At 74.7% G+C, this 26,548-nt stretch carries 27 protein-coding genes; 26 read left to right on the top strand and 1 reads right to left on the bottom strand.

Annotation, left to right across the window (positions count from 1 at the left end):
* The first annotated feature begins 27 nt into the window (after positions 1 to 27).
* The 21 genes from GA0070611_RS13710 (at position 28) to GA0070611_RS13610 (ending at position 21,966) form a co-directional block, all read left to right on the top strand.
* Positions 28 to 1,590 carry a UDP-N-acetylmuramoyl-L-alanyl-D-glutamate--2,6-diaminopimelate ligase gene (locus GA0070611_RS13710; RefSeq protein WP_197675927.1) on the top strand — a complete coding sequence of 521 codons (1,563 nt, stop codon included), beginning with the start codon at positions 28 to 30 and terminating at the stop codon, positions 1,588 to 1,590.
* On the top strand, positions 1,587 to 2,984 hold the full coding sequence (locus tag GA0070611_RS13705; protein WP_091663804.1) for a UDP-N-acetylmuramoyl-tripeptide--D-alanyl-D-alanine ligase: 1,398 nt from the start codon (positions 1,587 to 1,589) through the stop codon (positions 2,982 to 2,984). The genes GA0070611_RS13710 and GA0070611_RS13705 overlap by 4 nt, the downstream gene beginning before the upstream one ends.
* On the top strand, positions 2,981 to 4,108 hold the full coding sequence (gene mraY / locus GA0070611_RS13700; RefSeq protein WP_091663802.1) for a phospho-N-acetylmuramoyl-pentapeptide-transferase: 1,128 nt from the start codon (positions 2,981 to 2,983) through the stop codon (positions 4,106 to 4,108). Before GA0070611_RS13705 ends, mraY begins: the two co-directional genes overlap by 4 nt.
* A 245-nt stretch (positions 4,109 to 4,353) precedes the next feature.
* Positions 4,354 to 5,769 (top strand): FtsW/RodA/SpoVE family cell cycle protein, encoded by a 1,416-nt coding sequence (locus GA0070611_RS13695; protein WP_197675996.1) that lies wholly within the window; start codon positions 4,354 to 4,356, stop codon positions 5,767 to 5,769.
* On the top strand, positions 5,769 to 6,875 hold the full coding sequence (murG, locus tag GA0070611_RS13690) for an undecaprenyldiphospho-muramoylpentapeptide beta-N-acetylglucosaminyltransferase (RefSeq protein WP_091663797.1): 1,107 nt from the start codon (positions 5,769 to 5,771) through the stop codon (positions 6,873 to 6,875). Before GA0070611_RS13695 ends, murG begins: the two co-directional genes overlap by 1 nt.
* 31 nt (positions 6,876 to 6,906) lie before the next feature.
* On the top strand, positions 6,907 to 8,388 hold the full coding sequence (murC, locus tag GA0070611_RS13685) for a UDP-N-acetylmuramate--L-alanine ligase (RefSeq protein ID WP_091663794.1): 1,482 nt from the start codon (positions 6,907 to 6,909) through the stop codon (positions 8,386 to 8,388).
* Positions 8,385 to 9,200: a cell division protein FtsQ/DivIB gene (locus tag GA0070611_RS13680; protein ID WP_091663789.1), complete on the top strand. Its 816-nt coding sequence runs from the start codon at positions 8,385 to 8,387 to the stop codon at positions 9,198 to 9,200. The genes murC and GA0070611_RS13680 overlap by 4 nt, the downstream gene beginning before the upstream one ends.
* Positions 9,201 to 9,439: 239 nt before the next feature.
* Entirely contained in the window at positions 9,440 to 10,555 is a 1,116-nt protein-coding gene (gene ftsZ, locus GA0070611_RS13675) for a cell division protein FtsZ (protein WP_091663785.1), read from the top strand.
* Between the two features lie 9 nt (positions 10,556 to 10,564).
* A complete protein-coding gene (locus GA0070611_RS13670; RefSeq protein ID WP_091663780.1) occupies positions 10,565 to 11,308 on the top strand; it encodes a YggS family pyridoxal phosphate-dependent enzyme in 744 nt (247 codons plus the stop codon).
* Positions 11,309 to 11,502: 194 nt separating this feature from the next.
* Positions 11,503 to 12,207 (top strand): cell division protein SepF, encoded by a 705-nt coding sequence (locus tag GA0070611_RS13665; RefSeq protein WP_091663775.1) that lies wholly within the window; start codon positions 11,503 to 11,505, stop codon positions 12,205 to 12,207.
* 28 nt (positions 12,208 to 12,235) lie between these two features.
* A complete protein-coding gene (locus tag GA0070611_RS13660; protein WP_091663772.1) occupies positions 12,236 to 12,541 on the top strand; it encodes a YggT family protein in 306 nt (101 codons plus the stop codon).
* 41 nt (positions 12,542 to 12,582) lie between these two features.
* Positions 12,583 to 13,386, top strand: coding sequence for a DivIVA domain-containing protein (locus tag GA0070611_RS13655; RefSeq protein WP_091663769.1), 804 nt, complete (start codon positions 12,583 to 12,585; stop codon positions 13,384 to 13,386).
* 71 nt (positions 13,387 to 13,457) lie between these two features.
* Positions 13,458 to 14,186, top strand: a complete 729-nt coding sequence (locus GA0070611_RS13650; RefSeq protein WP_091663766.1) for a hypothetical protein — start codon at positions 13,458 to 13,460, stop codon at positions 14,184 to 14,186.
* A complete protein-coding gene (locus GA0070611_RS13645) occupies positions 14,180 to 14,488 on the top strand; it encodes a DUF167 domain-containing protein (protein ID WP_231921445.1) in 309 nt (102 codons plus the stop codon). Before GA0070611_RS13650 ends, GA0070611_RS13645 begins: the two co-directional genes overlap by 7 nt.
* Before the next feature lie 22 nt (positions 14,489 to 14,510).
* Complete coding sequence (locus tag GA0070611_RS13640) at positions 14,511 to 16,016, top strand: potassium/proton antiporter (RefSeq protein WP_091663763.1); 1,506 nt, start codon at positions 14,511 to 14,513, stop codon at positions 16,014 to 16,016.
* A 222-nt stretch (positions 16,017 to 16,238) separates the two neighbouring features.
* Positions 16,239 to 16,658 carry a TraR/DksA family transcriptional regulator gene (locus tag GA0070611_RS13635; protein ID WP_091663760.1) on the top strand — a complete coding sequence of 140 codons (420 nt, stop codon included), beginning with the start codon at positions 16,239 to 16,241 and terminating at the stop codon, positions 16,656 to 16,658.
* 66 nt (positions 16,659 to 16,724) lie between these two features.
* Positions 16,725 to 17,333 (top strand): signal peptidase II, encoded by a 609-nt coding sequence (lspA, locus tag GA0070611_RS13630; protein WP_091663755.1) that lies wholly within the window; start codon positions 16,725 to 16,727, stop codon positions 17,331 to 17,333.
* Complete coding sequence (locus GA0070611_RS13625) at positions 17,330 to 18,274, top strand: RluA family pseudouridine synthase (RefSeq protein ID WP_091663751.1); 945 nt, start codon at positions 17,330 to 17,332, stop codon at positions 18,272 to 18,274. Before lspA ends, GA0070611_RS13625 begins: the two co-directional genes overlap by 4 nt.
* 37 nt (positions 18,275 to 18,311) lie before the next feature.
* A complete protein-coding gene (locus tag GA0070611_RS13620; RefSeq protein ID WP_091663748.1) occupies positions 18,312 to 19,172 on the top strand; it encodes a hypothetical protein in 861 nt (286 codons plus the stop codon).
* Positions 19,173 to 19,312: 140 nt separating this feature from the next.
* Complete coding sequence (locus tag GA0070611_RS13615) at positions 19,313 to 20,809, top strand: MinD/ParA family ATP-binding protein (protein WP_091663745.1); 1,497 nt, start codon at positions 19,313 to 19,315, stop codon at positions 20,807 to 20,809.
* A gap of 47 nt (positions 20,810 to 20,856) precedes the next feature.
* Positions 20,857 to 21,966, top strand: coding sequence for a DUF2567 domain-containing protein (locus tag GA0070611_RS13610; protein ID WP_091663741.1), 1,110 nt, complete (start codon positions 20,857 to 20,859; stop codon positions 21,964 to 21,966).
* Here the strand turns inward: GA0070611_RS13610 and GA0070611_RS13605 are convergent.
* Entirely contained in the window at positions 21,932 to 22,636 is a 705-nt protein-coding gene (locus tag GA0070611_RS13605; protein WP_091663737.1) for an LON peptidase substrate-binding domain-containing protein, read from the bottom strand. The two genes, GA0070611_RS13610 and GA0070611_RS13605, sit on opposite strands and share 35 nt — an antisense overlap.
* A 107-nt stretch (positions 22,637 to 22,743) precedes the next feature.
* Between GA0070611_RS13605 and hisD the strand changes: the two genes are divergently transcribed.
* From hisD to hisH, 5 genes are read left to right on the top strand one after another with little or no spacing between them, the layout of a single operon-like run.
* Complete coding sequence (gene hisD, locus GA0070611_RS13600) at positions 22,744 to 24,066, top strand: histidinol dehydrogenase (RefSeq protein ID WP_091663732.1); 1,323 nt, start codon at positions 22,744 to 22,746, stop codon at positions 24,064 to 24,066.
* Positions 24,063 to 25,136 carry a histidinol-phosphate transaminase gene (locus GA0070611_RS13595; RefSeq protein WP_091663728.1) on the top strand — a complete coding sequence of 358 codons (1,074 nt, stop codon included), beginning with the start codon at positions 24,063 to 24,065 and terminating at the stop codon, positions 25,134 to 25,136. The genes hisD and GA0070611_RS13595 overlap by 4 nt, the downstream gene beginning before the upstream one ends.
* On the top strand, positions 25,133 to 25,744 hold the full coding sequence (hisB, locus tag GA0070611_RS13590) for an imidazoleglycerol-phosphate dehydratase HisB (protein ID WP_091663725.1): 612 nt from the start codon (positions 25,133 to 25,135) through the stop codon (positions 25,742 to 25,744). The genes GA0070611_RS13595 and hisB overlap by 4 nt, the downstream gene beginning before the upstream one ends.
* Positions 25,744 to 25,914: a hypothetical protein gene (locus GA0070611_RS31310; protein WP_167604427.1), complete on the top strand. Its 171-nt coding sequence runs from the start codon at positions 25,744 to 25,746 to the stop codon at positions 25,912 to 25,914. The genes hisB and GA0070611_RS31310 overlap by 1 nt, the downstream gene beginning before the upstream one ends.
* On the top strand, positions 25,911 to 26,534 hold the full coding sequence (gene hisH / locus GA0070611_RS13585; protein ID WP_091663722.1) for an imidazole glycerol phosphate synthase subunit HisH: 624 nt from the start codon (positions 25,911 to 25,913) through the stop codon (positions 26,532 to 26,534). The genes GA0070611_RS31310 and hisH overlap by 4 nt, the downstream gene beginning before the upstream one ends.
* The last annotated feature ends 14 nt before the right edge of the window (positions 26,535 to 26,548 follow it).

Here is a 26,548-nt window from a genome sequence, read left to right as displayed (position 1 = left end):
GAGTGGCGACGAACCACCGGGGCGGCTGTGCGGTCGGAACCGGACGACCGGGTAGGGTCTGACGCCGTGTCCGGCAATCCGCGTCCCCGCACCGTGAGTCCCGTCCGGCTCGGCGACCTCGCCGCCCGGGTGGCGGCCGAGCCGCCCGAGGGCGCCGCCGACGTGGCGGTCACCGGGGTGACCCACGCCAGCCAGGAGGTCCGCCCCGGCGACCTGTACGCCGCCCTGCCCGGGGCCCGCCGGCACGGCGCGGAGTTCGCCGCCGGCGCGGCCGGAGCCGGCGCGGTGGCCGTGCTGACCGACCCGACCGGCGCCGAGCTGGCCGCCGCCGCGGGCCTGCCGGTGCTGGTGGTGGCCGATCCCCGGGCGGTGCTCGGCGAGCTGGCCGCCACCGTCTACGGCAACCCGACCGACGGCCTGCTGATGATCGGGGTGACCGGCACCGCCGGCAAGACCTCCACCAGCTACCTGATCGAGTCCGGGCTGCGCGCCGCCGGGCACACCACCGGCCTGATCGGCACCGTGGAGACCCGCCTCGGCGACCTGGTCATCGACAGCGTGCGGACCACGCCGGAGGCGACCGACCTGCACGCGATGCTGGCGGTGGCCCGCGAGCGCGGCGTCGACGCGGTGGTCATGGAGGTGTCCAGCCACGCCCTGGCGATGGGGCGGGTCGGCGGGGTCCGGTTCACCGTCGGCGGCTACACCAACTTCGGCTCCGACCACCTGGACTTCCACGCCGACGAGGCGGACTACTTCGCGGCCAAGGCGAAGCTCTTCGACGGGCGCTGCCGGGTCGAGGTGCTCAACCACGACGACCCGGCGCTGCGCCCACTGGTCAAGCCGGTCACCGTGACCTACTCGGCGGCCGGCGACCGGTCCGCCACCTGGTGGGCCGACGGCGTCGACGGCGAGGGGTACGCGCAGCGCTTCACCGTGCACGGCCCGGACGGGGTCGAGCTGCCCACCGGGGTGGCCCTGCCCGGCCGGCACAACGTCGCCAACGCGCTGCTGGCCGTCGCGATCCTGGTGGCGGCCGGGGTGGCGCCGGCCACCGCGGCGGCCGGGGTGGCCGCCTGCGGCGGGGTGCCCGGCCGGCTGGAGCTGGTCAGCGGCGACGCCCCGGTCCGCGGCGTGGTGGACTACGCGCACAAGGCCAACGCGATCGAGGCGGTCCTGGTGGCCCTGCGCGGCCTGACCCCGGGCCGGCTGATCTGCGTGCTGGGCGCCGGTGGCGACCGGGACCGGGGCAAGCGACCGGTGATGGGGGCGACCGCGGCGGTCGGGGCCGACGTGGTGCTGGTGACCGACGACAACCCGCGCACCGAGGACCCGGCGGCGATCCGGGCCGAGGTGCTGGCCGGCGCGTACGCGGCGGACGCCGCCGCACGGATCATCGAGGTGCCCGGCCGACGGGCCGCGATCGAGGAGGCGGTCCGGGTGGCCGAACCGGGGGACGTGGTGGCGCTGCTGGGCAAGGGGCAGGAGCGCGGTCAGGAGATCAACGGCGAGGTGCTGCCCTTCGACGACCGGGTGGAGCTGGCCGGGGCGCTGCGCGCCCGCTTCGGTGACCTGGTGGGGCAGCGATGATCCCGCTGACCCTGGCCGAGGTCGCCACGGCCGTCGGCGGGCGGCTGGTCGCCGCCGACCCGGACGCCCGGGTGACCGGCACGGTGGAGTTCGACTCCCGCAAGGTCACCCCCGGCGGGCTCTTCGTCGCCTTCCCCGGCGAGCAGGTCGACGGGCACGACTACGCCGCCGGCGCGGTGCGGACCGGCGCGGTCGCGGTGCTCGGCACCCGTGAGCTGCCCGGCGTGCCGATGGTGCTGGTGGCCGACGCGCTCGACGCGCTCGGTCGGCTGGCCCGCGCGGTGGTCGACCGGCTGCCCGGACTGACCGTGATCGGGCTGACCGGCTCCTCCGGCAAGACCACCACCAAGGACCTGATCGCGCAGCTCGCCGTCCGGCTGGGCCCGACGGTGGCCCCGCCCGGCTCGTTCAACAACGAGCTGGGGCACCCGTACACCGCGTTGCAGGCCACCCCGGAGACCCGCTACCTGGTGATGGAGAAGGGCGCGCGGGGCGTCGGCCACGTCCGCTACCTCTGCGACGTGGTGCCGCCGCGGATCTCCGTCGTGCTCAACGTCGGGGTGGCGCACATCGGTGAGTTCGGTTCGGTGGAGACCATCGCCCTGGCCAAGGGGGAACTGGTCGAGGCGCTGCCGGCCGACGGGCTGGCCGTGCTGAACGCCGACGACCCGCTGGTCGACGCGATGGCGGGCCGGACCTCGGCCCGGGTGGTCCGGTACGGCGAGTCGGAGTCCGCCGACGTGCGGGCCGTGGACGTGACCGTGGACGGGCGCGGCCGGCCGGCGTACACCCTGGTCACCCCGGAGGGGAGCGCGCCGGTGCGGCTCGGGCTGACCGGGCGGCACCAGGTCTCCAACTCGCTGGCCGCCGCGGCGGTCGCCCGCGAGCTGGGCATGCCACCGGCCGAACTGGCCGCCGCGCTGGGCGAGCTGGGACTGGTCTCCACCCGCCGGATGGACGTGTTCGAACGCCCCGACGGGGTGACGGTGATCGACGACTCGTACAACGCCAACCCGGCCTCGACGGCGGTCGCCCTGCGGGCGCTGGCGAGCATGCGCGGGTCGGGACGTACGGTCGCCGTGCTCGGCTACATGGCCGAGCTGGGTGACTTCGAGACGGAGGGACATCAGCAGGTCGGCCGGCTCGCGGCCGAGCTGGGTGTCGACCGGCTGCTCGTGGTGGGCGAGCCGGCGGCGCCGATCCGGGATGGCGCGACAGCGGTAGGCAACTGGGGAGGAGAGTCGGTGCTGCTCACCGATCAGGCGGCGGCCGTCGAGGTGCTGCGCAGGGAGCTACGTCCGGGCGACGTGGTGCTGGTGAAGGGCTCCCGGTACCGCACCTGGGAGGTGGCCGACGCGCTGCGCGAGGCCGCCGGTGCGGAGGTCGCCCGATGAGGGCGGTGATCGTCGCCATCGGAGTCGCCTTCCTGGTCTCGCTCTTCTGCACCCCGATCGCGATCAAGGTGTTCGCCCGGCTCAAGGCCGGCCAGCCGATCCGGTCGAACCTCGGGCTCGCCAGCAACGAGGGCAAGAAGGGCACGCCGACGATGGGCGGCGTGGTCTTCATCCTGGCCACGGTGATCGCGTACGTCGCCGGTCACCTGGCCCTGACCACCCTGCCGGACGCGCAGATCGCCCAGGTCGAGCCGACCATCACGGCGCTGGTGCTGCTGGGGCTGATGGTCTTCTCCGGGGCGGTCGGCTTCATCGACGACTTCCTCAAGGTGCGCAAGCGGCACAGCGGCGGCCTGAACAAGCGCGGCAAGCTGGCCGGCCAGATCCTGGTCGGCGCGATCTTCGGTGTGGTGGCGCTCTACTTCCCGAGCAGCATGACCGACGCCGGCGGCAACCGGACCAACACCGAGACGGTGGGCAGCACCACGCTGAGCTTCATCCGGGACATCCCGGCCCTGGAGATCGGCAAGATCGGCGCGGTGATCGTCATCATCATGGTGGTGATGGCGGCGACCAACGGGGTGAACCTCACCGACGGTCTGGACGGCCTGGCCACCGGCGCGTCGGTGATGGTGCTCGGCGCGTACGGGCTGATCGCGTTCTGGCAGTACCGGCACTGGTGCGCCGACCCGAGCTACACCGAGTCCTACTGCTACGCGGTGCGGGACCCGCTGGAGATCGCGCTGATCGCCGGGGCGGCCGCCGGGGCGTGCGTCGGCTTCCTCTGGTGGAACACCTCGCCGGCCCGGATCTTCATGGGTGACACCGGCGCGCTCGGCCTGGGCGGCCTGATCGCCGGCATGGCGATGTCCACCCGGACCATCCTGCTGCTGCCGATCCTCGGCGGTCTCTTCGTGATCGTCACGATGTCCGTGGTGATCCAGATCATCTCGTTCCGCACCACCGGCAAGCGGGTGTTCCGGATGTCGCCGTTGCAGCACCACTTCGAGCTGGCCGGCTGGAGCGAGGTCAACATCGTGGTCCGGTTCTGGATCATCGCCGGCATCGGGGTGGCCATCGCGCTCGGCCTGTTCTACAGCGAGTTCCTCGCCGCGGTGACCTGAGCCGGCGACGCGTGCGTGACGGAGGGGCCCCGGGGCGTTACCAGGGGCCCCTCCGTTTCGCATTCCGACACGCCGACCGGCCCGTTGCGCCACGGGCGGGGCGGCCGAGCCGCGATGATGGGCACGTGGGGGAGGGCAAAGACACCGAGGGTACGACCGACACGCAGGCCAGGCGCGCGCCCGCCGCGACCCGGACGGCCGATCCGCCGCCCGGGCCGCTGCTCGGGCTGGACGCGGGTGGCGGCCTGGCCGCGCTGCGCGGCCTGCTGGCCCGCCCGCTGGCCTCCTACTACCTGCTGCTCTCCAGCGCCGGCCTGCTGCTGCTGATCGGCCTGACCATGGTCTTCTCGGCGACCAGCGTGCGGGACTACGCCAAGGACGGCGACGCGGCCGCCTCGCTGACCAAGCAGGCGATCTTCGCGGTGATCGGCATCGTGGCGTTCTGGGCCTGCCAGCGGCTGCCCGCCCGGACCTTCCGGGCGGTGGCCCGCCCGGCGCTGGGCGCGGCGGTGGTGCTGCTGCTGATCCTCAACCTGCTGGTCGCCCTGGAGGCGTTCTTCCGGGTCGACTCGATCGGGCCGCTCAAGGCCGAGCTGCTCTGGCTCTACCTCGGACCGATCTCGGTGCAGCCGGTCGAGGTGGCCAAGTACGCGCTGGTGCTCTGGGGCGCGTACGTGCTGGCCCGCAAGGGCGCCGCGCTGGGCTGGTGGAAGGAGCTGGCCACCCCGCTCTTCCCGGTGGTCGGCCTGCTCTTCGTCCTGGTCGGCTACAACGACCTGGGCAGCATGCTCTGCCTGCTGGCGCTGGTGGTCGGCCTGCTCTGGGCGGCCGGCGTCCGGTTGCAGGTCTTCGCCGCGCTCTCCGTGGTCGGCCTGGCCGGCGTCGGCCTGCTGGTCGCCGCCGCGTCGCTCGGCGCCGGCTCCGGCTCGCGCGACGCGGACAACTACCGGCTCACCCGGCTCACCGCGTTCCTCGACCCGCCGGACCCGAAGGCCTGCTTCCAGGAGCAGTTGCAGGGCTGCTACCAGCTCGTGCAGGCCCGCTACGCGCTGGAGAACGGCGGCTGGTTCGGCGTCGGGCTGGGCAAGAGCACGCTGAAGTTCGGCTGGCTGCCCGAGGCGCACAACGACTTCATCTTCGCCATCATCGCCGAGGAGCTGGGGGTGGTCGGCTGCACGGTGATCCTGGTGCTCTTCGCGGTGCTGGCGTACACCGGGCTGCGGATCGCCCGCCGGGTGGAGGACCCGTTCCGCCGGCTCGCCGCCGCCGGGGTGACCGCCTGGCTGGTCGGCCAGGCTGTGATCAACATTGGTGGCGTCACCGGGCTGCTGCCGCTGACCGGCGTACCGCTGCCGTTCATCTCCGACGGCGGCAGCGCCCTGGTGGTGACCCTGGCCGCGATCGGGATGCTCGCCTCCTTCGCCCGCGCCGAGCCGGACGCGGCCCGAGCCCTGCACGCCCGTCCACCGGCCCGATGGGTCCGACTAGTGTGGGCCCCGTTGCCGCCGCTTCCGGGCCGACGCCGCCGACCGGCGCCGCCCGCCGGGGACCGTGGGTCCGTACCCCGGTCCCGGACGCGGGGGCCCGACGAGAAGGCCGCGGCCCGCGGCGTCCGGCCGGACCGGACCCGCGCCGGCACGGCGAGCGAGAGGAGACGCTGATGGGTCCGCTGCGTTCGGTGGTGCTCTGCGGAGGGGGTACGGGCGGGCACATCTACCCGCTGCTCGCCTTCGCCGACTGCCTGCGCCGTCACGACCCGAGCGTCCGCGTCACCTGCCTGGGCACACCCAAGGGCCTGGAGAACGAGCTGATCCCGCCGGCCGGCTACGACCTGCGCACGATCCCCGCGTACCAGCTGCCCCGCTCGGTCAACATGAGCCTGGTGCGCACCCCGGACCGGATGTGGAAGGCGGCCCGCGCGGCGGGCAAGGTGATCGACGAGGTCACCGCCGACGTGGTGGTCGGCTTCGGCGGGTACGTCTCCGTCCCCGGCTACCTGGCCGCCTGGCGGCGTGAGCTGCCGATCGTCATCCACGAGGTGAACGTGCCGCCGGGGGTGGCCAACCGGCTCGGCATGAAGTTCACCAGGAACGTGGCGGTCGGCTTCCCGCACCAGCCGGCGCAGGCGGAGGCGCTGCGCGACGCCCGGGTGGTCGGGGTGCCGCTGCGCCGGGGCATCGCCGGGCTGGACCGGGCCGCCATGCGCAACGCCGCGCGGGCCCACTTCGGGCTCCGGCCCGACCTGCCGGTGCTCTTCGTGGCCGGTGGCTCGCAGGGCGCCCGCTCGATCAACCTGGCGGTCGCCGGGGCGGCCAAGGAGCTGGCCCGGCACGGGGTGCAGGTGCTGCACGTGATCGGCGCCCGCAACGAGCCGGTCTCCGTCCCCACCGACCTGCCGGTGCCGTACGTCACCCTGCCCTACCTGTCCGAGATGGAGCTGGGGTACGCCGCCGCCGACCTGATGCTGGGCCGGGGCGGGGCGATGACCTGCGCCGAGGTGGCCGCGATCGGGCTGCCCACCGTCTACGTGCCGTATCCGCACAGCAACCAGGAGCAGAAGCGCAACGCGCTGCCCGTGGTGGAGGCCGGCGGTGGTCTGCTCGTCGACGACGCCGAGGTGACCCCGGACTGGCTGGAGCGCACGGTGATCCCGCTGATCCGGGACCCGCAGCGGCTCGCCGCGATGGGCGCCGCCGCGGCCGCGTACGGCCGGCGCGACGGCGACGTCGCCCTGCTGAACTTCGTCTACGAGGCGGTGGCCCGCTGATGGCGGCCACCGCGACGGGAAGGTACCTCTCATGAACACCGCGCAGTTCACCCCCGCCGGCACGACGACCGCGGAGGACCTGGGCCGGATCCACCTGATCGGGGTGGGCGGCGTCGGCATGAGCGGCCTGGCCCGGCTCTTCCTCACCCGGGGGCTGCCGGTCTCCGGCAGCGAGCTGCGGGAGTGGCCCTCCCTGGCCGGCCTGCGGGCGCTCGGCGGCACCATCCACATGACCCACGAGGCGGCGAACCTCGACGGGGTGGACACGGTCGTCTACTCGTCGGCCATCCCGCAGGACCACCTGGAGATGGCCGAGGCCCGCCGGCGGGGCCTGCGGGTGCTGCACCGCTCCGAGGCGCTCGCCGCCGCGATGACCGGCCGACGGACGGTGGCGGTGGCCGGCACCCACGGCAAGACCACCACCACCTCGATGGTGACCATGGTGCTCCAGCAGGCCGGCACCGACCCGTCCTTCGTGATCGGCGGGGAGATCTCCGAGGTCGGCTCCGGCGCGCACCACGGCACCGGTGAGCACTTCGTGGTCGAGGCGGACGAGAGCGACCGCTCGTTCCTCATCTACCGCCCGTACGTCTCGATCGTCACCAACATCGAGGCGGACCACCTCAACACCTACGGGGACCTGGCGAACCTGGAGGCGACCTTCGCCGACTTCGCCCGGCTCACCGACCCCGAGGGCTTCATCATCACCTGCGCCGACGACGCGGGCGGCCGGCGGCTGGCCGAGACGTTGCGCGCCGAGGGTCGTCGGGTCTGGACGTACGGCGAGTCGCCCGACGCCGACCTGCGACTGAGCGAGATGGCCTCCTCCGCGCAGGGGGTGCGCTACCTGGCCGCGATCGAGGGCCGGTCCCTGGGCGAGATCCGGATGCCGGTCCCGGGGCGGCACATGGCGCTCAACAGCGCCTGCGCGGTGCTCACCGCGTACCTGCTGGGGCTGCCGGTGCAGGCGGCCGAGGCGGCGCTCGGCGCGTTCCCCGGCGTACGCCGCCGGTTCGAGCGCAAGGGCGTCGCGGACGGCGTGCTGGTCTACGACGAGTACGCGTACCACCCGACCTCGATGACGCTGGCCCTGCAGACGCTGCGCGAGGTGGCCGGCGAGGGCCGGCTGATCGTGGTCTTCCAGCCGTACCGGCTGTACCGCACCCGGGACCTGCAGGCGGAGATCGCCGCCGCGCTCGGCATCGCCGACGAGGTGGTGCTGCTGGAGGTCTTCGGCCCCGGCGAGCTGCGCCAGCCGGGCGAGGGCTCGGCGGCGCTGATCGAGGCGGTGCCGCTGCCCGCCGAGCGGAAGGTCTTCGTCGAGGCGTGGGACGACGTGCCCGCCGAGGTGGCCCGTCGGGCCCGCCCCGGCGACGTGGTGGTGACCATGGGCGCCCCGCCGATCTCGTTGCTGGGTGACCAGCTGCTCGACGCCCTGCTGGCCCGGGCCGGCGAGCCGGGCGCGGCGGCGGTCGGCGCCGGTCCGGACGGCGCGGCGGCCACGGCCGGATGAGCCCGGGTCCGGCCCGGGGCCGGACCCGCGGCCAGGACGGCGGGTCCGGGCGGCGCAACCCGGTGCGGCAGTGGCAGCTGGTGCGGGCCGGCGCGGACGCGGTGCCGCCGTCCACCCGGCGGTTCATGGCCCGGGCCCGGCAGCGGCGGATGCGGGCCGCGCTGCCCTGGGCGGTCGCCGCCGGCGTGCTGCTGCTCGCCGGCCTGGTCGCCTGGACCGTGCTCGGCACCGGCCTGTTCGGGGTCCGCGAGGTGCGGGTGGTCGGCGCGAAGCTGGTCACCCCGGTGCAGGTCCGCGAGGCCGCGGCGGTACGGGACGACGCGCCACTGGCCCGGGTGGACCTCGCCGCGACGGCCCGCCGGATCCGCGCGCTCGCGCCCGTCGAATCGGCCACGGTGGAGCGGGACTGGCCGGGAACGCTGGTGATCCGGGTGGTGGAGCGCACCCCGATGGCGGCGGTGCCGCAGGGCGACGGCTTCGCGGTGATCGACCGGACCGGTGTGGTCTTCCAGACCGTGCCGCAGCCCGGGCCGCTGCCGTTGATCAAGGTCGGGCAGCCGGCGCCGGACGATCCGGGCACCCGGGCCGGGCTGGAGGTGCTCGCCGCGCTGAGCCCGCGACTGCGCGCCCAACTGGTCTCGGTGGACGTGGCCGGGCTGGCCCGGATCACGGTGCGGCTGCGCCAGGACCGGGCGGTGTTCTGGGGGGACGCGACCCGGGGCGCGGACAAGTCCGAGGTGGCCACCGCCCTGCTCGGTCGGAAGGCCGACACGATCGACGTCAGCGCCCCGGACGTGGTCACCTATCGATGACCGGCCGGTCAGCGAACGTGAGCCGGCCCGCTCGGGCCGGCGACACGCCGGTGAGGTCCTTGGCTCATCGCGCGGCGGCGCTTACGTTGCCCCGAAGAGATCAGTGGTTGACATCGCCCTAAGCCTCTAGTAGAGGGTGAGGGTTTCAGCCGTAGGGCCGGTTGGAAAATGCTCCGCCGCTGGTCTGGCCAAGCCGTGTGGGGTCGGCCCATGCCAATCTCGAAGGGAAAGGACCGGAGATGACACCTCCGCACAACTACCTGGCGGTCATCAAGGTCGTCGGCATCGGGGGCGGTGGCGTCAACGCCGTCAACCGGATGATCGAGGTTGGGCTCAAGGGCGTCGAGTTCATCGCGATCAACACTGATGCGCAGGCGCTGCTGATGAGTGACGCCGACGTCAAGCTCGACGTCGGCCGGGAACTGACCCGCGGGCTGGGCGCCGGGGCCAACCCGGACGTCGGGAAGAACGCCGCCGAGGACCACCGCGACGAGATCGAAGAGGTGCTCAAGGGCGCCGACATGGTCTTCGTGACCTGCGGCGAGGGCGGCGGCACCGGCACCGGCGGCGCGCCGGTGGTGGCGAACATCGCCCGCAAGCTCGGTGCGCTCACCATCGGTGTGGTCACCCGGCCGTTCTCCTTCGAGGGCAAGCGCCGCCAGGTGCAGGCCGAGTCCGGCATCGAGGAGCTGCGCAACCAGTGCGACACGCTCATCGTGATCCCGAACGACCGGCTGCTCGCCCTCGGTGACCGCAACATCTCCATGATGGACGCCTTCCGGACCGCCGACCAGGTGCTCCTCTCCGGTGTCCAGGGCATCACCGACCTGATCACCACGCCGGGTCTGATCAACCTGGACTTCGCCGACGTCAAGAGCGTGATGAGCGGCGCGGGCAGCGCGCTGATGGGCATCGGCAGCGCCCGCGGCGAGAACCGCGCCGTCGAGGCCGCCGAGGCGGCCATCTCCAGCCCGCTGCTGGAGCAGAGCATGGACGGCGCGCGCGGCGTGCTGCTCTCCATCGCGGGCGGCTCCGACCTGGGCCTGTTCGAGATCAACGACGCGGCACAGCTGGTCACCGACGCGGCCCACCCGGACGCCAACATCATCTTCGGCGCGGTCATCGACGACGCGCTCGGCGACGAGGTGCGGGTGACGGTGATCGCCGCCGGCTTCGACGGGGGCGCTCCCGCGTACAAGGCGGTGGAGCCGACCCGCAAGTCCAACCAGAACCAGCCGCCGCAGCCGACCGCGCCGGTCCCGCCGCCGGCCACCATGCCGGCGCCGCAGCAGTCGCCCCGCCGGGTGCTCTTCGACGACGTCGACGTGCCCGACTTCCTCAAGAACGGGTCCTGAGTCGCGCCGATGACCGACAACCCCGCCCCGGTACGACCCGACCGTCGCGCCGAGCTCGCGGCCGGGCTGGCGCAGGTGCGTGCCCGGATCGCCGACGCCTGCACGGCGGCGGGCCGCGACCGGGGCGACGTGACCCTGGTCGCGGTGACCAAGACGTACCCGGCCGGCGACGTGGTGGCCCTGGCCGGGCTGGGCGTCACCGACGTGGGGGAGAACCGGGACCAGGAGGCGGCCGGCAAGGCGGTCGAGGCCGCCGCCGCCGGGGCGACGCCGCGCTGGCACTTCATCGGCCAGTTGCAGCGCAACAAGTGCCGTTCGGTGGTCCGGTACGCCGACGTGGTCCAGTCGGTCGACAGCGTCCGGCTGGCCGGCGCGCTGGCGACCGCGGCTGCCGCCCGGGACCGGCCGCTGGAGGTGCTGGTGCAGGTCAGCATCGACGGCGACCCGGCCCGGGGCGGCGCGCTGCCGGACTCGGCCGACCCGGAGCGCGGGCTCGACCCGGTGGCCGACGCGGTCGCCGCGGCCGGGGCGCTGCGGCTGGGCGGCCTGATGGCGGTGGCCCCGCTGGGCTGGGAGCCGGAGCGGGCGTTCGCCCGACTGGCCGAGGTGGCGCAGCGCTTCCGCGACCGCTATCCGGCGGCCACCGCGTTGTCGGCCGGAATGAGCGGCGATCTGGAAATCGCGATCGGATACGGCGCGACACATGTCCGCGTCGGCAGCGCGTTGCTCGGAATGCGCCCCACGCTGCGGTAGCCTGACCGCGACGGAAGCAAATTACATCAGTGTTGTTCAGGAACGGCGTTCCCGTAGCCGGGGGCCGTGGTGGGTGACCGCGAATCGCTCACCAGGGGATTGCCGATCCGGTCCGATGGGCATTCGTTGTCCAATCGTGATCAAGCGACACGGCACGGGGGCGCGTGCCGCACGGCGGACGGAAGGGCGCGGGGATGGGTGCACTGCGCAAGGCGGGGGTCTGGCTCGGTCTCGTCGAGGAGGACGACGAGCGGGCGTACGAGGACGGTGGCTACGACAAGGGTGGCTACCGGGACTCGCGCTACCGGTCGAGCCGGTACTCGGAGGAGTTCGCCGACGAGGAGGACGACGAGTCCGAGGAGCCGCCGGCGACCCGTACCCGGGTCGGCGAGCGGGGGCGGCTGTCCGAGCGGGCGTCGAGCCGGATCGCCGAGGCCGAGCGCGCCGAGGTCGAGCGTCCGGAGCGGACGGAGCGGTCGGAGCGGTCCAGCGTGCGGTCGATCACCCGGTCGGGGGCAGGCGAGAGCTCCGGCGCGCTGAGCTACCACACCCGGGACAACCTCGCCCTGGCGCCGCAGGTGCAGCAGCGGGAGCGGGCCCTGCCGGTCGAGGACGAGCAGCGCTATCAGATCACCACCCTGCACCCGACCACGTACCGCGAGGCGCGCACCATCGGTGAGCACTTCCGCGACGGGGTGCCGGTGATCATCAACCTCACCGAGATGGACGAGGCGGACGCCCGCCGGCTGGTCGACTTCGCCGCCGGGCTGGCGTTCGGGCTGCGCGGTACGATCGAGCGCGTGACCAACCGGGTGTTCCTGCTCTCACCGGCCAACGTCCAGGTCACCGCGGAGGACAAGGCCAAGATCGCCGAGGGTGGCTTCTTCAGCCTGAGCTGACCCACACGACCGAGGGACGTCGCCTGCCGTGTTGTCCATCCTGTTCCAGGTGCTCTACCTGCTGCTGTACTTCTTCCTTCTTGTCCTTTTGGCGCGATTTGTCCTTGGGGCGGTGCTGGCCTATGGTCGCCGCTGGCAACCGGGGCGGGGAGCGTCGGCGGGACTGGAAGTCGTGTGGAGCGTCACTGATCCGCCCCTGCGAGCGTTGAGGCGGGTGATCCCACCACTGCGAATTGGTACCGTGAGCATCGACCTGGCCTCCCTTGTGCTCCTGGTTATCCTGTTCGTGCTGATGGAGTTCGTGTTTAGGCGCCTGATCTTCGCGTTTGCCTGACCAGAGCGCTTTCGCGGCCGCAACTGACCCGAGGAGTTTCGATGCCGCTGACCCCGGCCGACGTTCACAACGTCGCCTTCAAAAAGCCGCCGATCGGCAAGCGGGGGTATGACGAGGAGGAGGTCGACGCCTTCCTGGACGAGGTCGAGCGCGAGCTCGCCCGTCTGATCGAGGAGAACAACGAGCTGCGCGCCCAGGTGGAGCGCGGCGGTCGGGGTGGCGCTCCCGCCGGCCCCGGCGGCGACGCCCGCCTCGCGGCGGAGCTCAACGACGTCAAGGCCCAGCTCGACCGGGTGCAGCGCGACAAGGCGGCCGCCGAGCAGGCGGCCCGGGCGATGCAGGCCGAGCTGGAGCAGGTCCGCGCCCAGGGCGGTCCGGCCGCCGGCGGTGACGGCGAGCAGCAGGCGCTGCGGGTGCTGATGATGGCCCAGCGCACCGCCGACGACCACGTGTCGGACGCGCGCCGCGAGGCCGACCAGCTGCTCTCCGAGGCCCGCTCCAAGGCCGAGGAGGTCACCCGCGAGGCCCGCGCCAAGGCCGACGCCCTCGAGCGGGACGCGCGCCAGCGGCACCAGGAGGCCATGGGCGGCCTGGACGCCAAGCGCACCGCGCTCCAGAAGCACATCGAGGAGCTCAAGCAGTTCGAGCGCGAGTACCGCACCCGGCTCAAGGCCTACCTGGAGAGCCAGCTGCGCGACCTCGACGGTCGGGGCCAGGGCCTGGAGGCCGAGATGACCCGGGTGGAGGGCAACCGTGCCGCCGGGGGCAGCAACGGTCTCGCCACCGCCGGCCTCGCCGGCTCCTACGGTGGCGGCCGCTCCAACTCGCTCGAGTCCGGCCGCTGAGCCACGGCCGGCGGTCGTCCCCGAGGCGGCCGCCGGCAGCGTTGACCCACACGACGCGGCGGGGGTGAGCCGTGATAGTCGCCAGCATCCTGCTCATCCTCGTCGCGGTCGCGCTCCTGGTGACCGGGCTGGCCGGTGGGTCCAGCACGCTGCTGATCACCTCCATCGCGGCCAGCCTGCTGGCCGCCGTGGCCCTCGTCGTGGGCGCCCGCCAGGCGGCCGCGACCCGCGCCGCGGCGGGCCGGGGTGGTCGGTCGCCCGAGCCCACCGGTCCGGGTGGCGCACCGGCCGGACCGGGCATCCCGCCGGACGGGCCCGCGCCCACCGGACCGGAGATTCCCGCGCAGTACCTGTCGTCGACGGTCGGCACCGACGACCCGGGGTGGCGGCAACCACCCGGGTCGCCGGTGCCCGACCCGGCGTCCGCCCCACCAGCGGCCCCGGACCGTTACGACGTCGAGGCGTCCGCGCAGCCGCTGTCCCCGGCGGGCCCGGACCGCTACGACGTCGAGGCGTCCGCGCATCCGCTCTCCCCGGCCGGCGCGGGACGGCACGACTTCGAGCCGCCCGCGCAGTTCCTCTCCCCGGCCGAGACGGCCCGACTGGTCCGCATCTTCGCCGACGTCCGGGTGGTCGACGGCCACCCCCGGTTCCACCTGCCCGAGTGCCCGCACCTGGTGGGCCGCGACGACGACTCGTTGCCCGTCGGCGAGGCGATCGACCTGGGCTTCACCCCCTGCGGTGACTGCACGCCCGCCACCACCCTGCTCGCCGACCCGTCCCGGGAGCGGTCGTGGTGACCGGGGACGCCCCGGTCACCGTCGCCGTGCGGGTGAAGCCGGGCGCCGCCCGGTCCCGGGTGGGCGGACGCTTCGACGGCCCGCACGGGCCGGCCCTGGTGATCGCCGTACACGCCCCCGCGGTGGACGGCCGCGCCACCGAGGCGGCCCGACGGGCTCTCGCCGAAGCCCTCGGGGTCCGGCCGGCGGCGGTCTCGCTGCGGGCCGGCGCGGCGAGCCGCGACAAGCTCTTCCTGGTCGAGCGCCCGGCCCCGGGGCTGCCCGACGTGCTGCGTCGGCTGCGCGACGGATCGGCCGAGTGAGGACCGCCCGGACCGGCAGCGGATGACGCCTGGGCTGGACACCGCGCTGCTGGTCGGCGCGGCCGTGCTGCTGGTGGCGGTGGGCGCGGTGCGGTTCTCCACCCGGCTCGGCGTGCCGAGTCTCCTGGTCTACCTCGCGCTCGGGGTGGCGATCGGGGAGGCCGGGCTGGGCATCCGCTTCGACGACGTCGAGCTGACCCGGGTGCTCGGGTTCTGCGCGCTCATCGTGATCATCGCCGAGGGCGGGTTGAGCGCGCGCTGGAGCACCCTGCGTCCCGCCCTCGGGATGGCCGCCGCGCTCTCCACCGTCGGCGTGCTGGTCAGCATCGTGGTGGTCGGCTGCGTGGTGCACCTGCTGCTCGGCCTGGACTGGCGGCTGGCGCTGCTGTACGGCGCGGTGCTCTCCTCCACCGACGCGGCGGCGGTCTTCGCCACGCTGCGCCGGCTGCGCCTGCCGCCCCGGCTGGTGGCCACCCTGGAGGCCGAGTCCGGCATGAACGACGCCCCCGTGGTGATCGTGGTGGTGCTGCTCTCCCGCAGCGCGGCGGAGGCCGGTCACCCGTGGTGGTACGAGGTCTTCCTGGTCGGCTACGAGCTGGGGGCCGGGGCGGCGGTCGGGGTGGCCGCCGGCCTCGCCGGTCGGTACGCGCTGCGCCGGGCGGCGCTGCCCTCGGCCGGCCTGTACCCGATCGCGGTGGTGGGCTTCACCGTGCTGGCGTACGCGGCCGGCGCGGTGCTGCACGCCTCCGGCTTCCTCGCCGTCTACGTCGCCGGGGTGCTGCTGGGCAACGCCCGGCTGCCGCACCGGCAGGCGATCCTCGGCTTCGCCGACGGACTGGCCTGGCTGGCCCAGATCGGCCTCTTCGTCCTGCTGGGGCTGCTGGCGTCGCCGGGGCGGCTGGCCGACGCGGTGCTGCCGGCCGTGGTGACCGGGCTGGCGCTGCTGCTGCTGGCCCGGCCGCTGTCGGTGGTGGTCTCCGCGCTGCCGTTCCGGTTCCCCCCGCGCGAGCAGCTCTTCCTCTCCTGGGCCGGGTTGCGCGGGGCGGTGCCGATCGTGCTGGCCACCATCCCGCTCTCGCTGCGGGTGCCGGGCGCGGACCGGCTCTTCGACGCCGTCTTCGTGCTGGTGGTGATCTTCACCCTGCTCCAGGCGGGGACGCTCGCCCCGGCGGCCCGGCGGCTGGGGGTGACCGCGCCGGCGGAGGCGGCCGAGATCCGGGTGGAGACGGCCCCGCTGGAGCGGATGCGCGCCGACCTGCTCCAGTTGGAGGTACCGCCCGGCTCCCGGCTCGGCGGGGTGCACGTCGACGAGCTGCGGCTGCCGGTGGGCGCCTCGGTGACCCTGGTGCTGCGCGACGGGTCGGGTTTCGTGCCGGGCCCGGACACCCGGCTGAAGGTGGGCGACAGCCTGCTGATCGTGGCCACCGCCGAGACCCGGGACGAGGCCGAGCGGCGGCTGCGGGCGGTCAGCCGGCGGGGTCGGCTGGCCCGGTGGTTCGGCGAGTACGGCGAAGATCGGGAGAGCTGATCTGCTAGCGTTCTTTTTGCCCCGATTGGTGGCTGTTCGGGGCTGAATCACGGTGCGACGGTGCGGCACGTTGTCGGACGCCTGTACGTTCCGTATTCTTGCCACCCTCCGGAGTGCGCGGTCCTCGCTGGCCGCGCGCCCGTTTTCGTACCGGGGGCATCGACGCCGGTGCCCCCTGCCCAGGCACGCCGACCGCCGCGGTACGCGGCTGAGGAGCTGACGATGGCGAAGCCAGCCGATACCAGGACCGCCGGTCGCAAGCCGGTGGCGAAGGCCACCCGCAGCGCGGCGGAGACCGAGAAGATCCGGGCCGCGCTGGCGGCCCGCCGGGACGAGCTGACCGCCGAGTACGATCAGACGCTGAGCGAGATCACCGAGCTGCAGCGCGATCGGCTGACCGACTCGGCCGGGGACGACCAGGCCGACACCGGCACCAAGACGTTCGAGCGGGAGCAGGAGATCTCCCTCGCCAACAGCATCAAAGAGCGGATCACGCAGGTCGAGCGCGCCCTGGAGCGCCTCGACGAGGGCGGGTACGGCTGGTGCGAGCGGTGCGGCAACCCGATCCCGGTGGAGCGGCTCGCCGCCTTCCCGTCGGCCACCCTCTGCGTGACGTGCAAGCAGCTGGAGGAGCGGCGCTGAGGCCGTTCCCCGGCGGCCGGAGTCCGGCGGCGCGCCCGCGCCGTCGCGAGCGTCGATGGGGAGCAGATGACCGAAGCACCGCCCGCCGGGTCCCCCGGCACCGCTGAGTCGGGTGGCGGCTCGCCCCGCCGTACGGCGGTCGGGATCCTTCTCGGCGTCGCCCTTGCCTCGCTCGTCGCCGACCTGGTGACCAAGCAGCTCGCCCTCTCCTCGCTCACCGGCCGCGGTCCGGTGTCCCTGCTGGGCGGCACCGTCTACCTGACCCTGACCCGCAACAGCGGCGCGGCCTGGAGCATCGGCTCCGATCACACCTGGGTCTTCCCGCTGATCACCATCGGCGTGATCGCCTGGATCGGCTGGATGGCGCTGCGCCTGCGCTCCCTGCCCTGGGCCGTCTCGCTCGGGCTGGTACTGGGCGGCGCGCTGGGCAACCTCACCGACCGGATCTTCCGCGCCCCCGGGCACTTCGTCGGCCACGTGGTCGACATGATCAGCCTCTTCGACCCGTACGGGCAGGTCTGGCCGGTGTTCAACCTGGCCGACAGCTCGCTGGTCTGCGGCGTGCTGCTCGCCGTCTTCCTGGAGCTCACCGGCCGGCAGCGGGACGGCTCCCGGGCCACCTCCGGTCGCGCCGCCCCCGAGCAGGCCCCGGCCGAGCAGGGGGAGCGCGCGTGACCTCCGCCTTCGCCACCGGTGGCGACCACCGGTCCATGCCGCTGCCGGACGGTCTCGACGGCATGCGCCTGGACCAGGCCGTCTCCCGGCTCTTCGGGCTCTCCCGGACCGCCGCCGCCGGGCTGGTCGACGCCGGCGACGCGCTGGTCGACGGCGTGGCCCGGCCCAACTCGTACAAGGTCAAGGCGGGCTCCTGGCTGGAGGTTACGCTGCCCGCGCCGCCCGCCCCGCCGACCGTGGTGCCGCAGGCGGTGCCCGGCCTGACCGTGGTCCACGCCGACGACGACATCGTGGTGGTGGACAAGCCGGTCGGCGTGGCCGCCCACCCCAGCCCCGGCTGGACGGGTCCGACCGTGATCGGCGGGCTGGCCGGCATCGGCCACCGGATCTCCACCAGCGGCGCGGCCGAGCGGCAGGGCGTGGTGCACCGGCTCGACGTGGGCACGACCGGGATCATGGTGGTGGCCAAGAGTGAGCAGGCATACACCGCGCTGAAGCGGGCCTTCAAGTACCGCGAGGTGGAGAAGCGCTACCACGCGGTGGTGCAGGGCCACCCGGACCCGCTGCGCGGCACCATCGACGCGCCGATCGACCGGCACCCGCACCACGACTACCGCTGGGCGGTGGTCTCCGGCGGCAAGCCGAGCATCACCCACTACGACACGCTGGAGGCGTTCCCCTCCGCCAGCCTGCTCGACGTCCGGCTGGAGACGGGGCGTACGCACCAGATCCGGGTGCACTTCTCCACCCTGCGGCACCCGTGCGTGGGCGACCTCACCTACGGCGCGGACCCGACCCTCTCGGCCCGGCTCGGGCTGGCCCGGCAGTGGCTGCACGCCCGGTCGTTGAGCTTCGCCCACCCGGGCACCGGGGAGCGGGTCACCTTCGTCAGCGAGTACCCGGACGACCTGGCCCGGGCGCTGGACATCCTGCGCGACTGAGCCGCCCGACCGACCGTACCGACGAGGGAATCCCGCCGTGCCTGCCGACGTACCGCCGCGCCCGTCGCGGTCCGGCCTGCTCACCTGGGTGGCGCTGGGCTGCGCGGCGCTGGTGCTGCTGGTCGCCGTGGTGCAGCGGCGCGACGAGCCGGTGGGCGACCGCACGGTCGGCGAGGTGACCCGGGTGGGCGTCGCCGACGGCGACGCCATCCCGGCCTACCTGCGGGCCGGGGCGGACGAGTTGGGCCGACTCGACGCCCCCGCGCCCGGCAGCTACGCCCTGGTCTCCTTCGCCGCCTACCTGACCCCGGCGCAGGCGGCCACCGCGCTGGGCGCGACGCCGGTGTCGGCGGTGCTGGCCCGGGTGCCGCTGCCGGGGCGGCAGACCGAGATCGTCCGGCTGGCCGCGCTGCGCCTGCCGCAGGACGTGGTCGCCGGGATGGCCGAGGTGGCCGGGCGCAAGGACCGGGAGGCCGCCGACTACCGGGCCCGCGCCGCCGCCCCGGCCGCCACCGCCGATCCCGCGCTGCGCCGGGTGTACGTCGACGGCGCGTCGGTCGCGACCCGCGAGGCGGCCGCCTACCGGGCCGGCTGCGCCTGCGTGTACGCGGCGGTCGTCCGGGACACCCCGGCCGGGTTGCGCGCGCTGGCCGCCCGGGCCGGCGTACGCGGGGTGGATCCGGCCCCGGAGGTGACCCGGTTGGACCGGACGGTGTTCACGCCGCCGCTGCCCGAGCAGCGGGAGGTGGCCCGGCCGCCGGCCGACACCGGCCCGGCCGGCCCCGACCCCGGAATGGGCGATTCGTCGGAAGCCGCACCGACGGTGAGCGGACCCTCACCGTGGGCCCGTGGGCCCGCGCCGGGGCCCGGGACGCCCAACCCCGCTCCCACCTCCTGAGACATGCCGGCGGTCGAGGGCCGCGCCCACCCGGCGGTCAGGAGAGCGACCAGGGGATGTGCGAAGCAGGGTGTGGTCCGAATAGGGTTTCGTTCGTAGCCTGTCAGGCGGAGATCGATGGGCTGGGGGAGGGCGACGCCGTGGACGGCAGCGAGACCAGCTGGGGCCGGCAGGCTGAGCCGGCACCGCGGTGGCGGGCGCTGCTCGACCGGGCCCGGCTCAGCGGTCGTGGCGCGGATCACACCGAGGCGGAGCGGCGGGCCGACGAACGGCCGCCCCCGCCCGCCGAACCGCTGCCCCGGCGCCCCGCCGGCAGCGGCTGGACCGGCCGGGTCCAGCCCGTAGAGCCGGCGTACGGCGCGGAACCCGCCTACCGGGTCGAGGCGACCTACCGGGTGGAGCCGGCCTACCGGGTCGAGCCGGGCTACGGCGATCCCGGGTACGGCGCCGACCCCGGGTACGCCGTCGAGCCCGGTTACCAGGCCGCGCCGGCGTACCGGGTCGATCCGGAGCCACGCGCCGAGCCGTCCTGGCGGGCCGAGCCGACCTACCGCCCCGAGCCGCCGGAGCCCGAGCCGCGGGGCCGGGGCACCGCCTCGGTCGACTCCCGGTACGCGCTGCTCGACAACGGCTACCGGCCCGAGCCGCCCCCGCCCGAGTCCCGGTACGCGCTGCTCGAGCGGGGCCGCTACCGGCCGGACGTCCGTCCCGCCCCGGAGGAACCCGCCCTGCCGGCGCCGGCGGTGCCCGCGTACCAGCCGGCGGTGGAGAGCTATCCGGCCCGGGTCGAGCCGGCCCGGGTCGAGTGGCGGGCCCCGGCGCCGGAGACCGAGCTGGACCGGGCCGCGGCCGTGCTCCGCCGCGAGCTGGGCGGCCCCCGGGTGCTCGCCTTCGCCAACCCCAAGGGCGGGGTGCACAAGACCACCGCCACCGTGCTGGCCGCCGCCACCGTGGGCAGCGTCCGCGGCCGGGGCGTGCTCGCCTGGGACGACAACGAGCTGCGCGGCACCCTCGGCCTGCGCGCCGGCAGTGCCCGGCACGCCCGCACCATCCGGCACCTGATCCACGACCTCGCGCAGATCGAGATCATGGAGGGCGCCACCCTGCTGGAGCACCTCGACGACTACCTGCGGCACGCCTCCGACGGCTCGTACGACGTGCTCGCCGGCGAGGAGAGCCCGCGGTTCGCCCAGCGGCTCGACCAGTTCACCGTCAAGCGGGTGCTGGAGCTGCTGCGGCGGACCCACGACGTGGTCTGCGTCGACACCGGCAACAACGTGGAGAGCTCCAACTGGCGCACCGTCATGCAGGCGGCCGACCAGCTCGTGGTGACCACCGTCCCGCGCGAGGACGCCGCGTTCAGCGCGGACTGGATGCTCGACCTGCTGCACGAGGTGGGCATGGGCGAGCTGGCCGACAACGCGGTCACCCTGATCTCCTGCCCGACGCCGGGGCGCAGCCCGCTCCAGGACGACCTGGAGCGGCACTTCGCCACCCGGACCCGGGCGGTGGCCGTGGTGCCGTACGACCCGGCCCTCGAGACCGGCTCCTCGATCGAGTACCACCAGCTCCAGGCGGAGACCCGGCAGGCGTGGCTCAAGGCGGCCTCGGTGATGCTGGAACCGTTCGTCCGCTGACCGCCACCGCCGCCCCGCGCGGGCCCGTCGCCTGAGAGGATCACCGGGTGAGTCCGGACACCCCTGATCCCGAGCGGGCCCCCGACCGACCCGGCCCCGCCGACGCGACCGGGTCGCCGGCCGCCACGCCGCCCGGCCCCCCGGCCGCCACCACGCCGCCCGGCGGGCGGCCCGACGGCGGCTCGCGAGGCGGGCCCGACCTGCCGGACTGGCCGGCCGGGCTGCCGGTGCCCGCCGGCACCCCGGTCACCGCCCCCGGCGCGGACCCGCTCGCCGGTCATCCGGGTGTGGCCGGCGCGCTGCCGGGAACGGACCCGTTCACCGGCCAGCCGGGCGGGGCCGGCGCGGTGCCGGGGATCGACCCGTTCACCGGTCACCCGGTCGCGGCCGGCGCGGTGCCGGTGACCGACCGGCCGGCCGGCGGGTTGCGCGCCGTCGGGGTCACCCTGGGCGCGGCGCTGCTGATCGCCGTCCTCGGTGCGCCGCTCGGGCTGCTCTGGGCGGCCGTGGCACCGGACACCCCGGTGCGCAAGGTGCCCGACGGTGCGGTCTACGCCGTACCGCAGCCCGAGCAGCCGATCGCCGCCGACGGCTGGTTCAGCCTGCTCGGGATCGCCTTCGGAGTGCTCGCCGCGATCGGGCTCTGGGCGCTGCTGCGCCGCCGGCGCGGGCCGGCCGGGCTGGCCGCCGGGGTGCTCGGCGGGCTCGGCGCCGCGGTGCTCGCCTGGCAGGTGGGCCGCCGGATCGGGCTGGGCACCTACGACCGCCTGCTCGCCTCGGCGCCGGACGGGACGGCGTTCACCAAGCCCGCCGACCTGCGGTCCGGCGGGGTCGACTGGTTCCTGCACCTGCCGCTGCCCTACGGCAGCCTGCTGCTGCCCGCGTTCGGCGCGGCCGTGACGTACACCCTGCTGGCCGGCTGGTCCCGGTGGCCGTCGCTGCGCCCGGAGCCGGACCCGTACGGCGGCTGGCCGACGGCACCGGTCGGCGGCCCCGGCTGGCCCGGTGGCGTTGGGGCACCGCACGGCGGCGGCCCGGGACACCCCGGGGAGGATCCGGGCGGGCCGGCGGGCCCGCACGACGGCGGCCCGGGGGACGGCCGGGGTGGTCCGGGGTCGGGGATCAGTTCGGGGCCGGGGGACCGGCCAGCTCGCTGAGCGGCACCGGAACGGCCCGGACCTCCCGCAGCAGGGCCGTCTCGCGGTGCAGCAGCCGCAGCTCGGCCCGCAGCCGACCGGCGGTGTCGTCGATGGCGAGCAGCCGCTGCCGGTCGGCCACGGTCAGCGCCGCGGTGGCCGCGACCAGGTGCGACAGCACGGTCGGATCCTCCGGCAGTTGCTCGGAGATCTCCTGCGGGTCCGGCCGGACCAGGCCGAGGTACTGCCGGAACACGGAGATCACCCGGGCGGCGAGCAGGTCGGCGACCTCGTCGGTGCCGGCCGGCTCGGGCAGCCACTCCACCTCGGCGGTCAGGTACGGCGCGGCGTCGGCGTCCACCTCGGCGATGCGGAACCGCCGCCGCCCCACGGTGACGATGTCGAACCCGCCGTCCTCCAGCTCGGTGACCTGCCGCAGCTCGGCGGTGCAGCCCACCTCGTGCAGGGTGACCTCGCCGCCGGCCGGGGGCGGTGCGCCCGGCGGCCCGGCGGGCGCGACCTCCCAGCCGGCCTGGATCGCCACCACGCCGAACTCCCGGGGCGCGCCGTCGGGCAGCCCCACCAGGTGGCGCACCAGGGCGCGGTAACGCTCCTCGAAGATGTGCAGTGGGAGGACCAGCCCGGGAAAGAGGACCGTCCCCAGCGGGAACACCGGCAGCCGTGCGGTCACGCGTCCGAGCGTATCCCGATCTCGCCCGGTCGGCGTGTCCCGGCTCACCGTCCCGGCGTACGGGCGGCGGCGGTGGCTCCCCGGGAGGGCCGCCTAGACTCACAGGGGTGTTGAATCGGATCGACCGGCGCGGCGCGACGCGTGACCCGCGCCGCCTGCTGCCCCGTGCCCAGCTCGACGTCTCCGTGGCGGTCGAGAGGATCCGTCCCCTCGTGGAGGCGGTCCGGGAGCATGGGTACCCGGCGATCCGGGAGGCGAGCGAACGGTTCGACGGGATCTCCCCGGAGTGCCTGCGGGTGCCGGTGGAGACCATCCGCGCGGCCGAGGGGACGCTCGACCCGCAGGTCCGGGCGGCGCTGCTGGAGTCGATCAGCCGGGCCCGCAAGGTCCACGCCGACCAGCGCCGCACCGACCACACCACCCAGGTGGTGCCGGGCGGCACGGTGACCGAGCGCTGGGTGCCGGTCGACCGGGTCGGCCTGTACGTTCCGGGTGGCCTGGCCATGTACCCGTCGACCGTGGTGATGAACGTGGTTCCGGCCCAGGCGGCCGGGGTGCGCTCGCTGGTGGTGGTCAGCCCGCCGCAGCAGGAGAACGGCGGCCTGCCCGACCAGCGGGTCCTGGCGGCCTGCGCGCTGCTCGGGGTGGACGAGGTCTACGCGGTCGGTGGCGCCCAGGCGGTGGCCATGCTGGCGTACGGCGCGACCGTCGACCCGGCGGGCACCGAGCGCTGCGAGCCGGTCGACATGATCACCGGCCCGGGCAACATCTGGGTCACCGCCGCCAAGCGGCTGCTGCGCGGCGTGGTCGGCATCGACGCCGAGGCCGGCCCCACCGAGATCGCCATCCTGGCCGACGACACCGCCGACCCGGCGCACGTGGCCGCCGACCTGATCAGCCAGGCCGAGCACGATCCGCTGGCGGCCAGCGTGCTGGTCACGCCGTCGGTGGCGCTGGCCGACGCGGTCGACGTCGAGCTGGCCCGGCAGGTGCCGGTGGCCAAGCACGCCGAGCGGATCGGCACCGCGCTCGGCGGCGAGCAGAGCGGCGTCGTGCTCGTCGACGACCTCGAGGCCGGGCTGCGGGTGGTCGACGCGTACGCGGCCGAGCACCTGGAGATCCAGACCGTGGACGCCCGCGCGTGGGCGTTGCGGGTGCGCAACGCCGGGGCGATCTTCGTGGGCGCGTGGTCGCCGGTGTCGCTGGGCGACTACTGCGCCGGCTCCAACCACGTGCTGCCCACCGGCGGCTGCGCGCGGCACTCCTCGGGCCTGTCCGTGCAGTCCTTCCTGCGCGGCGTGCACCTGGTGGAATACACCCGCGACGCGCTGCGCGAGGTCGCCCCGCACGTGGTCACCCTCTCCGGCGTCGAGGACCTGCCGGCGCACGGCCAGGCGGTCAGCGTCCGGTTCACGGGGGACGGGTCGTGACCACCCTCGACGACCTGCCGATCCGCGACGACCTGCGGGGCCTGAAGCCGTACGGGGCACCGCAGCTGGACGTGCCGGTCCGGCTGAACACCAACGAGAACTCCTACCCGGTGCCGGAGCCGGTGGTGGAGGCGATCGGCAAGGCCCTCGCGGCCGAGCTGCGCGACCTCAACCGCTACCCGGACCGGGACGCGGTGGCGCTCCGCGCCGACCTGGCCGGCTACCTGGGCCACGGGCTCACCGTCGAGCAGGTCTGGGCGGCCAACGGCTCCAACGAGATCCAGCAGCAGCTGCTGCAGGCGTTCGGCGGCCCCGGGCGCACCGCGCTCGGCTTCACCCCGGCCTACTCGATGCATCCGCTGCTGGCGCTCGGCACCGGCACCGGCTGGATCCCGGCCGCCCGGGGGGTCGACTTCGGGCTGACCGCCGACGAGGCGGTCGCCCAGGTCCGCGCGCACCGGCCGGACGTGGTCTTCCTCTGCTCGCCGAACAATCCGACCGGTACCGCGCTGGACCCGGCCGTGGTCGCCGCCGTGCTGGCCGAGGCGCCCGGCATGGTGATCGTGGACGAGGCGTACGCCGAGTTCGCCCGGCCGGGCACGGTCAGCGCGCTGGCCGTGCTGCCCGGCCACCCCCGGCTGGTGGTCACCCGGACGATGAGCAAGGCGTTCGGGTTCGCCGGCGGCCGGCTGGGCTACCTGGCCGCCGACCCGGCGGTGGTGGCGGCGGTGCAGCTGGTCCGGCTGCCGTACCACCTCTCGGCGCTCACCCAGGCCGCCGCCCGCGCGGCGCTGGCCCACCGCGACGCCCTGCTCGGCACGGTCACCGCGATCATGCAGCAGCGCGACCGGATCGTGGCCGAGCTGCGCGCCCGCGGCCACCGGGTCGCCGACAGCGACGCCAACTTCGTGCTCTTCGAGGTCGGCGGCGAGCAGTCGACGGCCTGGCGCACCCTGCTGGACGCCGGGGTGCTGGTCCGCGACGTGGGCCTGCCCGGCTGGCTGCGGGTCACCGCCGGCACCCCCGCCGAGACCGACGCCTTCCTCACCGCCATGGAGAAGCTCTCATGAGTCGCACCGCCCGGGTCGAGCGGGTCACCAAGGAGACCAAGGTCCTCGTCGAGATCGACCTCGACGGCACCGGCAAGGCCGACATCGAGACCGGCGTCGGTTTCTACGACCACATGCTGCACCAGATCGCCCGGCACGGCGGCTTCGACCTGACCGTGCACACCGTCGGCGACCTGGAGATCGACGCCCACCACACGATGGAGGACACCGCGCTCGCCCTGGGCGCCGCGTTCGACCAGGCGCTGGGGGACAAGGCCGGCATCCGGCGGTACGGCTCGGCCACCGTCCCGATGGACGAGGTGCTGGTCCGCGCCGCGGTCGACCTCTCCGGCCGGCCGTACGTGGTGCACGACGAGCCGGCCCTGGCCCCGTACATCGGGCCGGTCTACCCGACCAGCATGACCCGGCACATCTGGGAGTCCTTCGGCCAGGCGGCCCGGGTCACCCTGCACGTGGACGTGCTGCGGGCGGCCCGTCCCGGCGGCCACCCGGACGCGCACCACGTGGTGGAGGCGCAGTTCAAGGCGGTCTCCCGGGCGCTGCGCGAGGCCACCGCGCTGGACCCGCGCAACGCGGGCGTGGTGCCCAGCACCAAGGGCGCGCTCTGATGGGGGCGACGCTGCCGACGCTGCTGCTGATCCTGGGCGGGGTGCTGGTCGGCGGGACGTGGTCGCTGCACAAGCAGGGCGCCTCGCGCGTCGCGGTGGTGATCACCGGTCTGCTGGCCGCGCTCTCCACCGCCGCCGGGCTGCTCTGGCTGCTGGGGGACAAGTCGTGAGCCGGCGCGTGGTGGTGCTCGACTACGGCTCGGGCAACCTGCGCTCGGCCGAGCGGGCCCTGGAGCGGGCCGGCGCGGACGTCACCGTGACCGACGACCTGGCCGCCGCCGCCGAGGCCGACGGCCTGGTGGTGCCGGGGGTCGGCGCGTACGCGGCCTGCATGGCCGGGATCGAGGCGCTGGGCGCCGGGCCGGTGATCGCCGAGCGGGTCGCCGCCGGCCGTCCGGTGCTGGGCATCTGCGTCGGGATGCAGGTGCTCTTCGAGCACGGGGACGAGCACGGCGTGGTGACCAAGGGGCTCGGGCTGCTGCCCGGCGGGGTGACGAAGCTGCCCGCCCCCCGGCTGCCGCACATGGGCTGGAACACCGTGCACGCGCCGGCCGGGTCGGTGCTCTTCGCCGGCCTGCCGGCCGACGCCCGGTTCTACTTCGTGCACTCCTACGGGGTGGTGGACACCGCCGGGCTGACCGCCGCGGGGGCGCGGGTGACCACCGCCGAGCACGGCGCCGACTTCGTCGCCGCGGTGGAGCGGGGGCCGCTCTCGGCGGCCCAGTTCCACCCGGAGAAGTCGGCCGACACCGGCGCCGCCCTGCTGCGCAACTGGCTCGCCACGCTGTGAGCGGGTCGCGTACC

Origin of the sequence: Micromonospora auratinigra, from assembly GCF_900089595.1 — a bacterium.
Lineage (GTDB): Bacteria > Actinomycetota > Actinomycetes > Mycobacteriales > Micromonosporaceae > Micromonospora > Micromonospora auratinigra.
The sequence above is the reverse complement of the archived record's forward strand: the minus strand, read 5'-3'. Positions and strand labels throughout refer to the sequence as shown.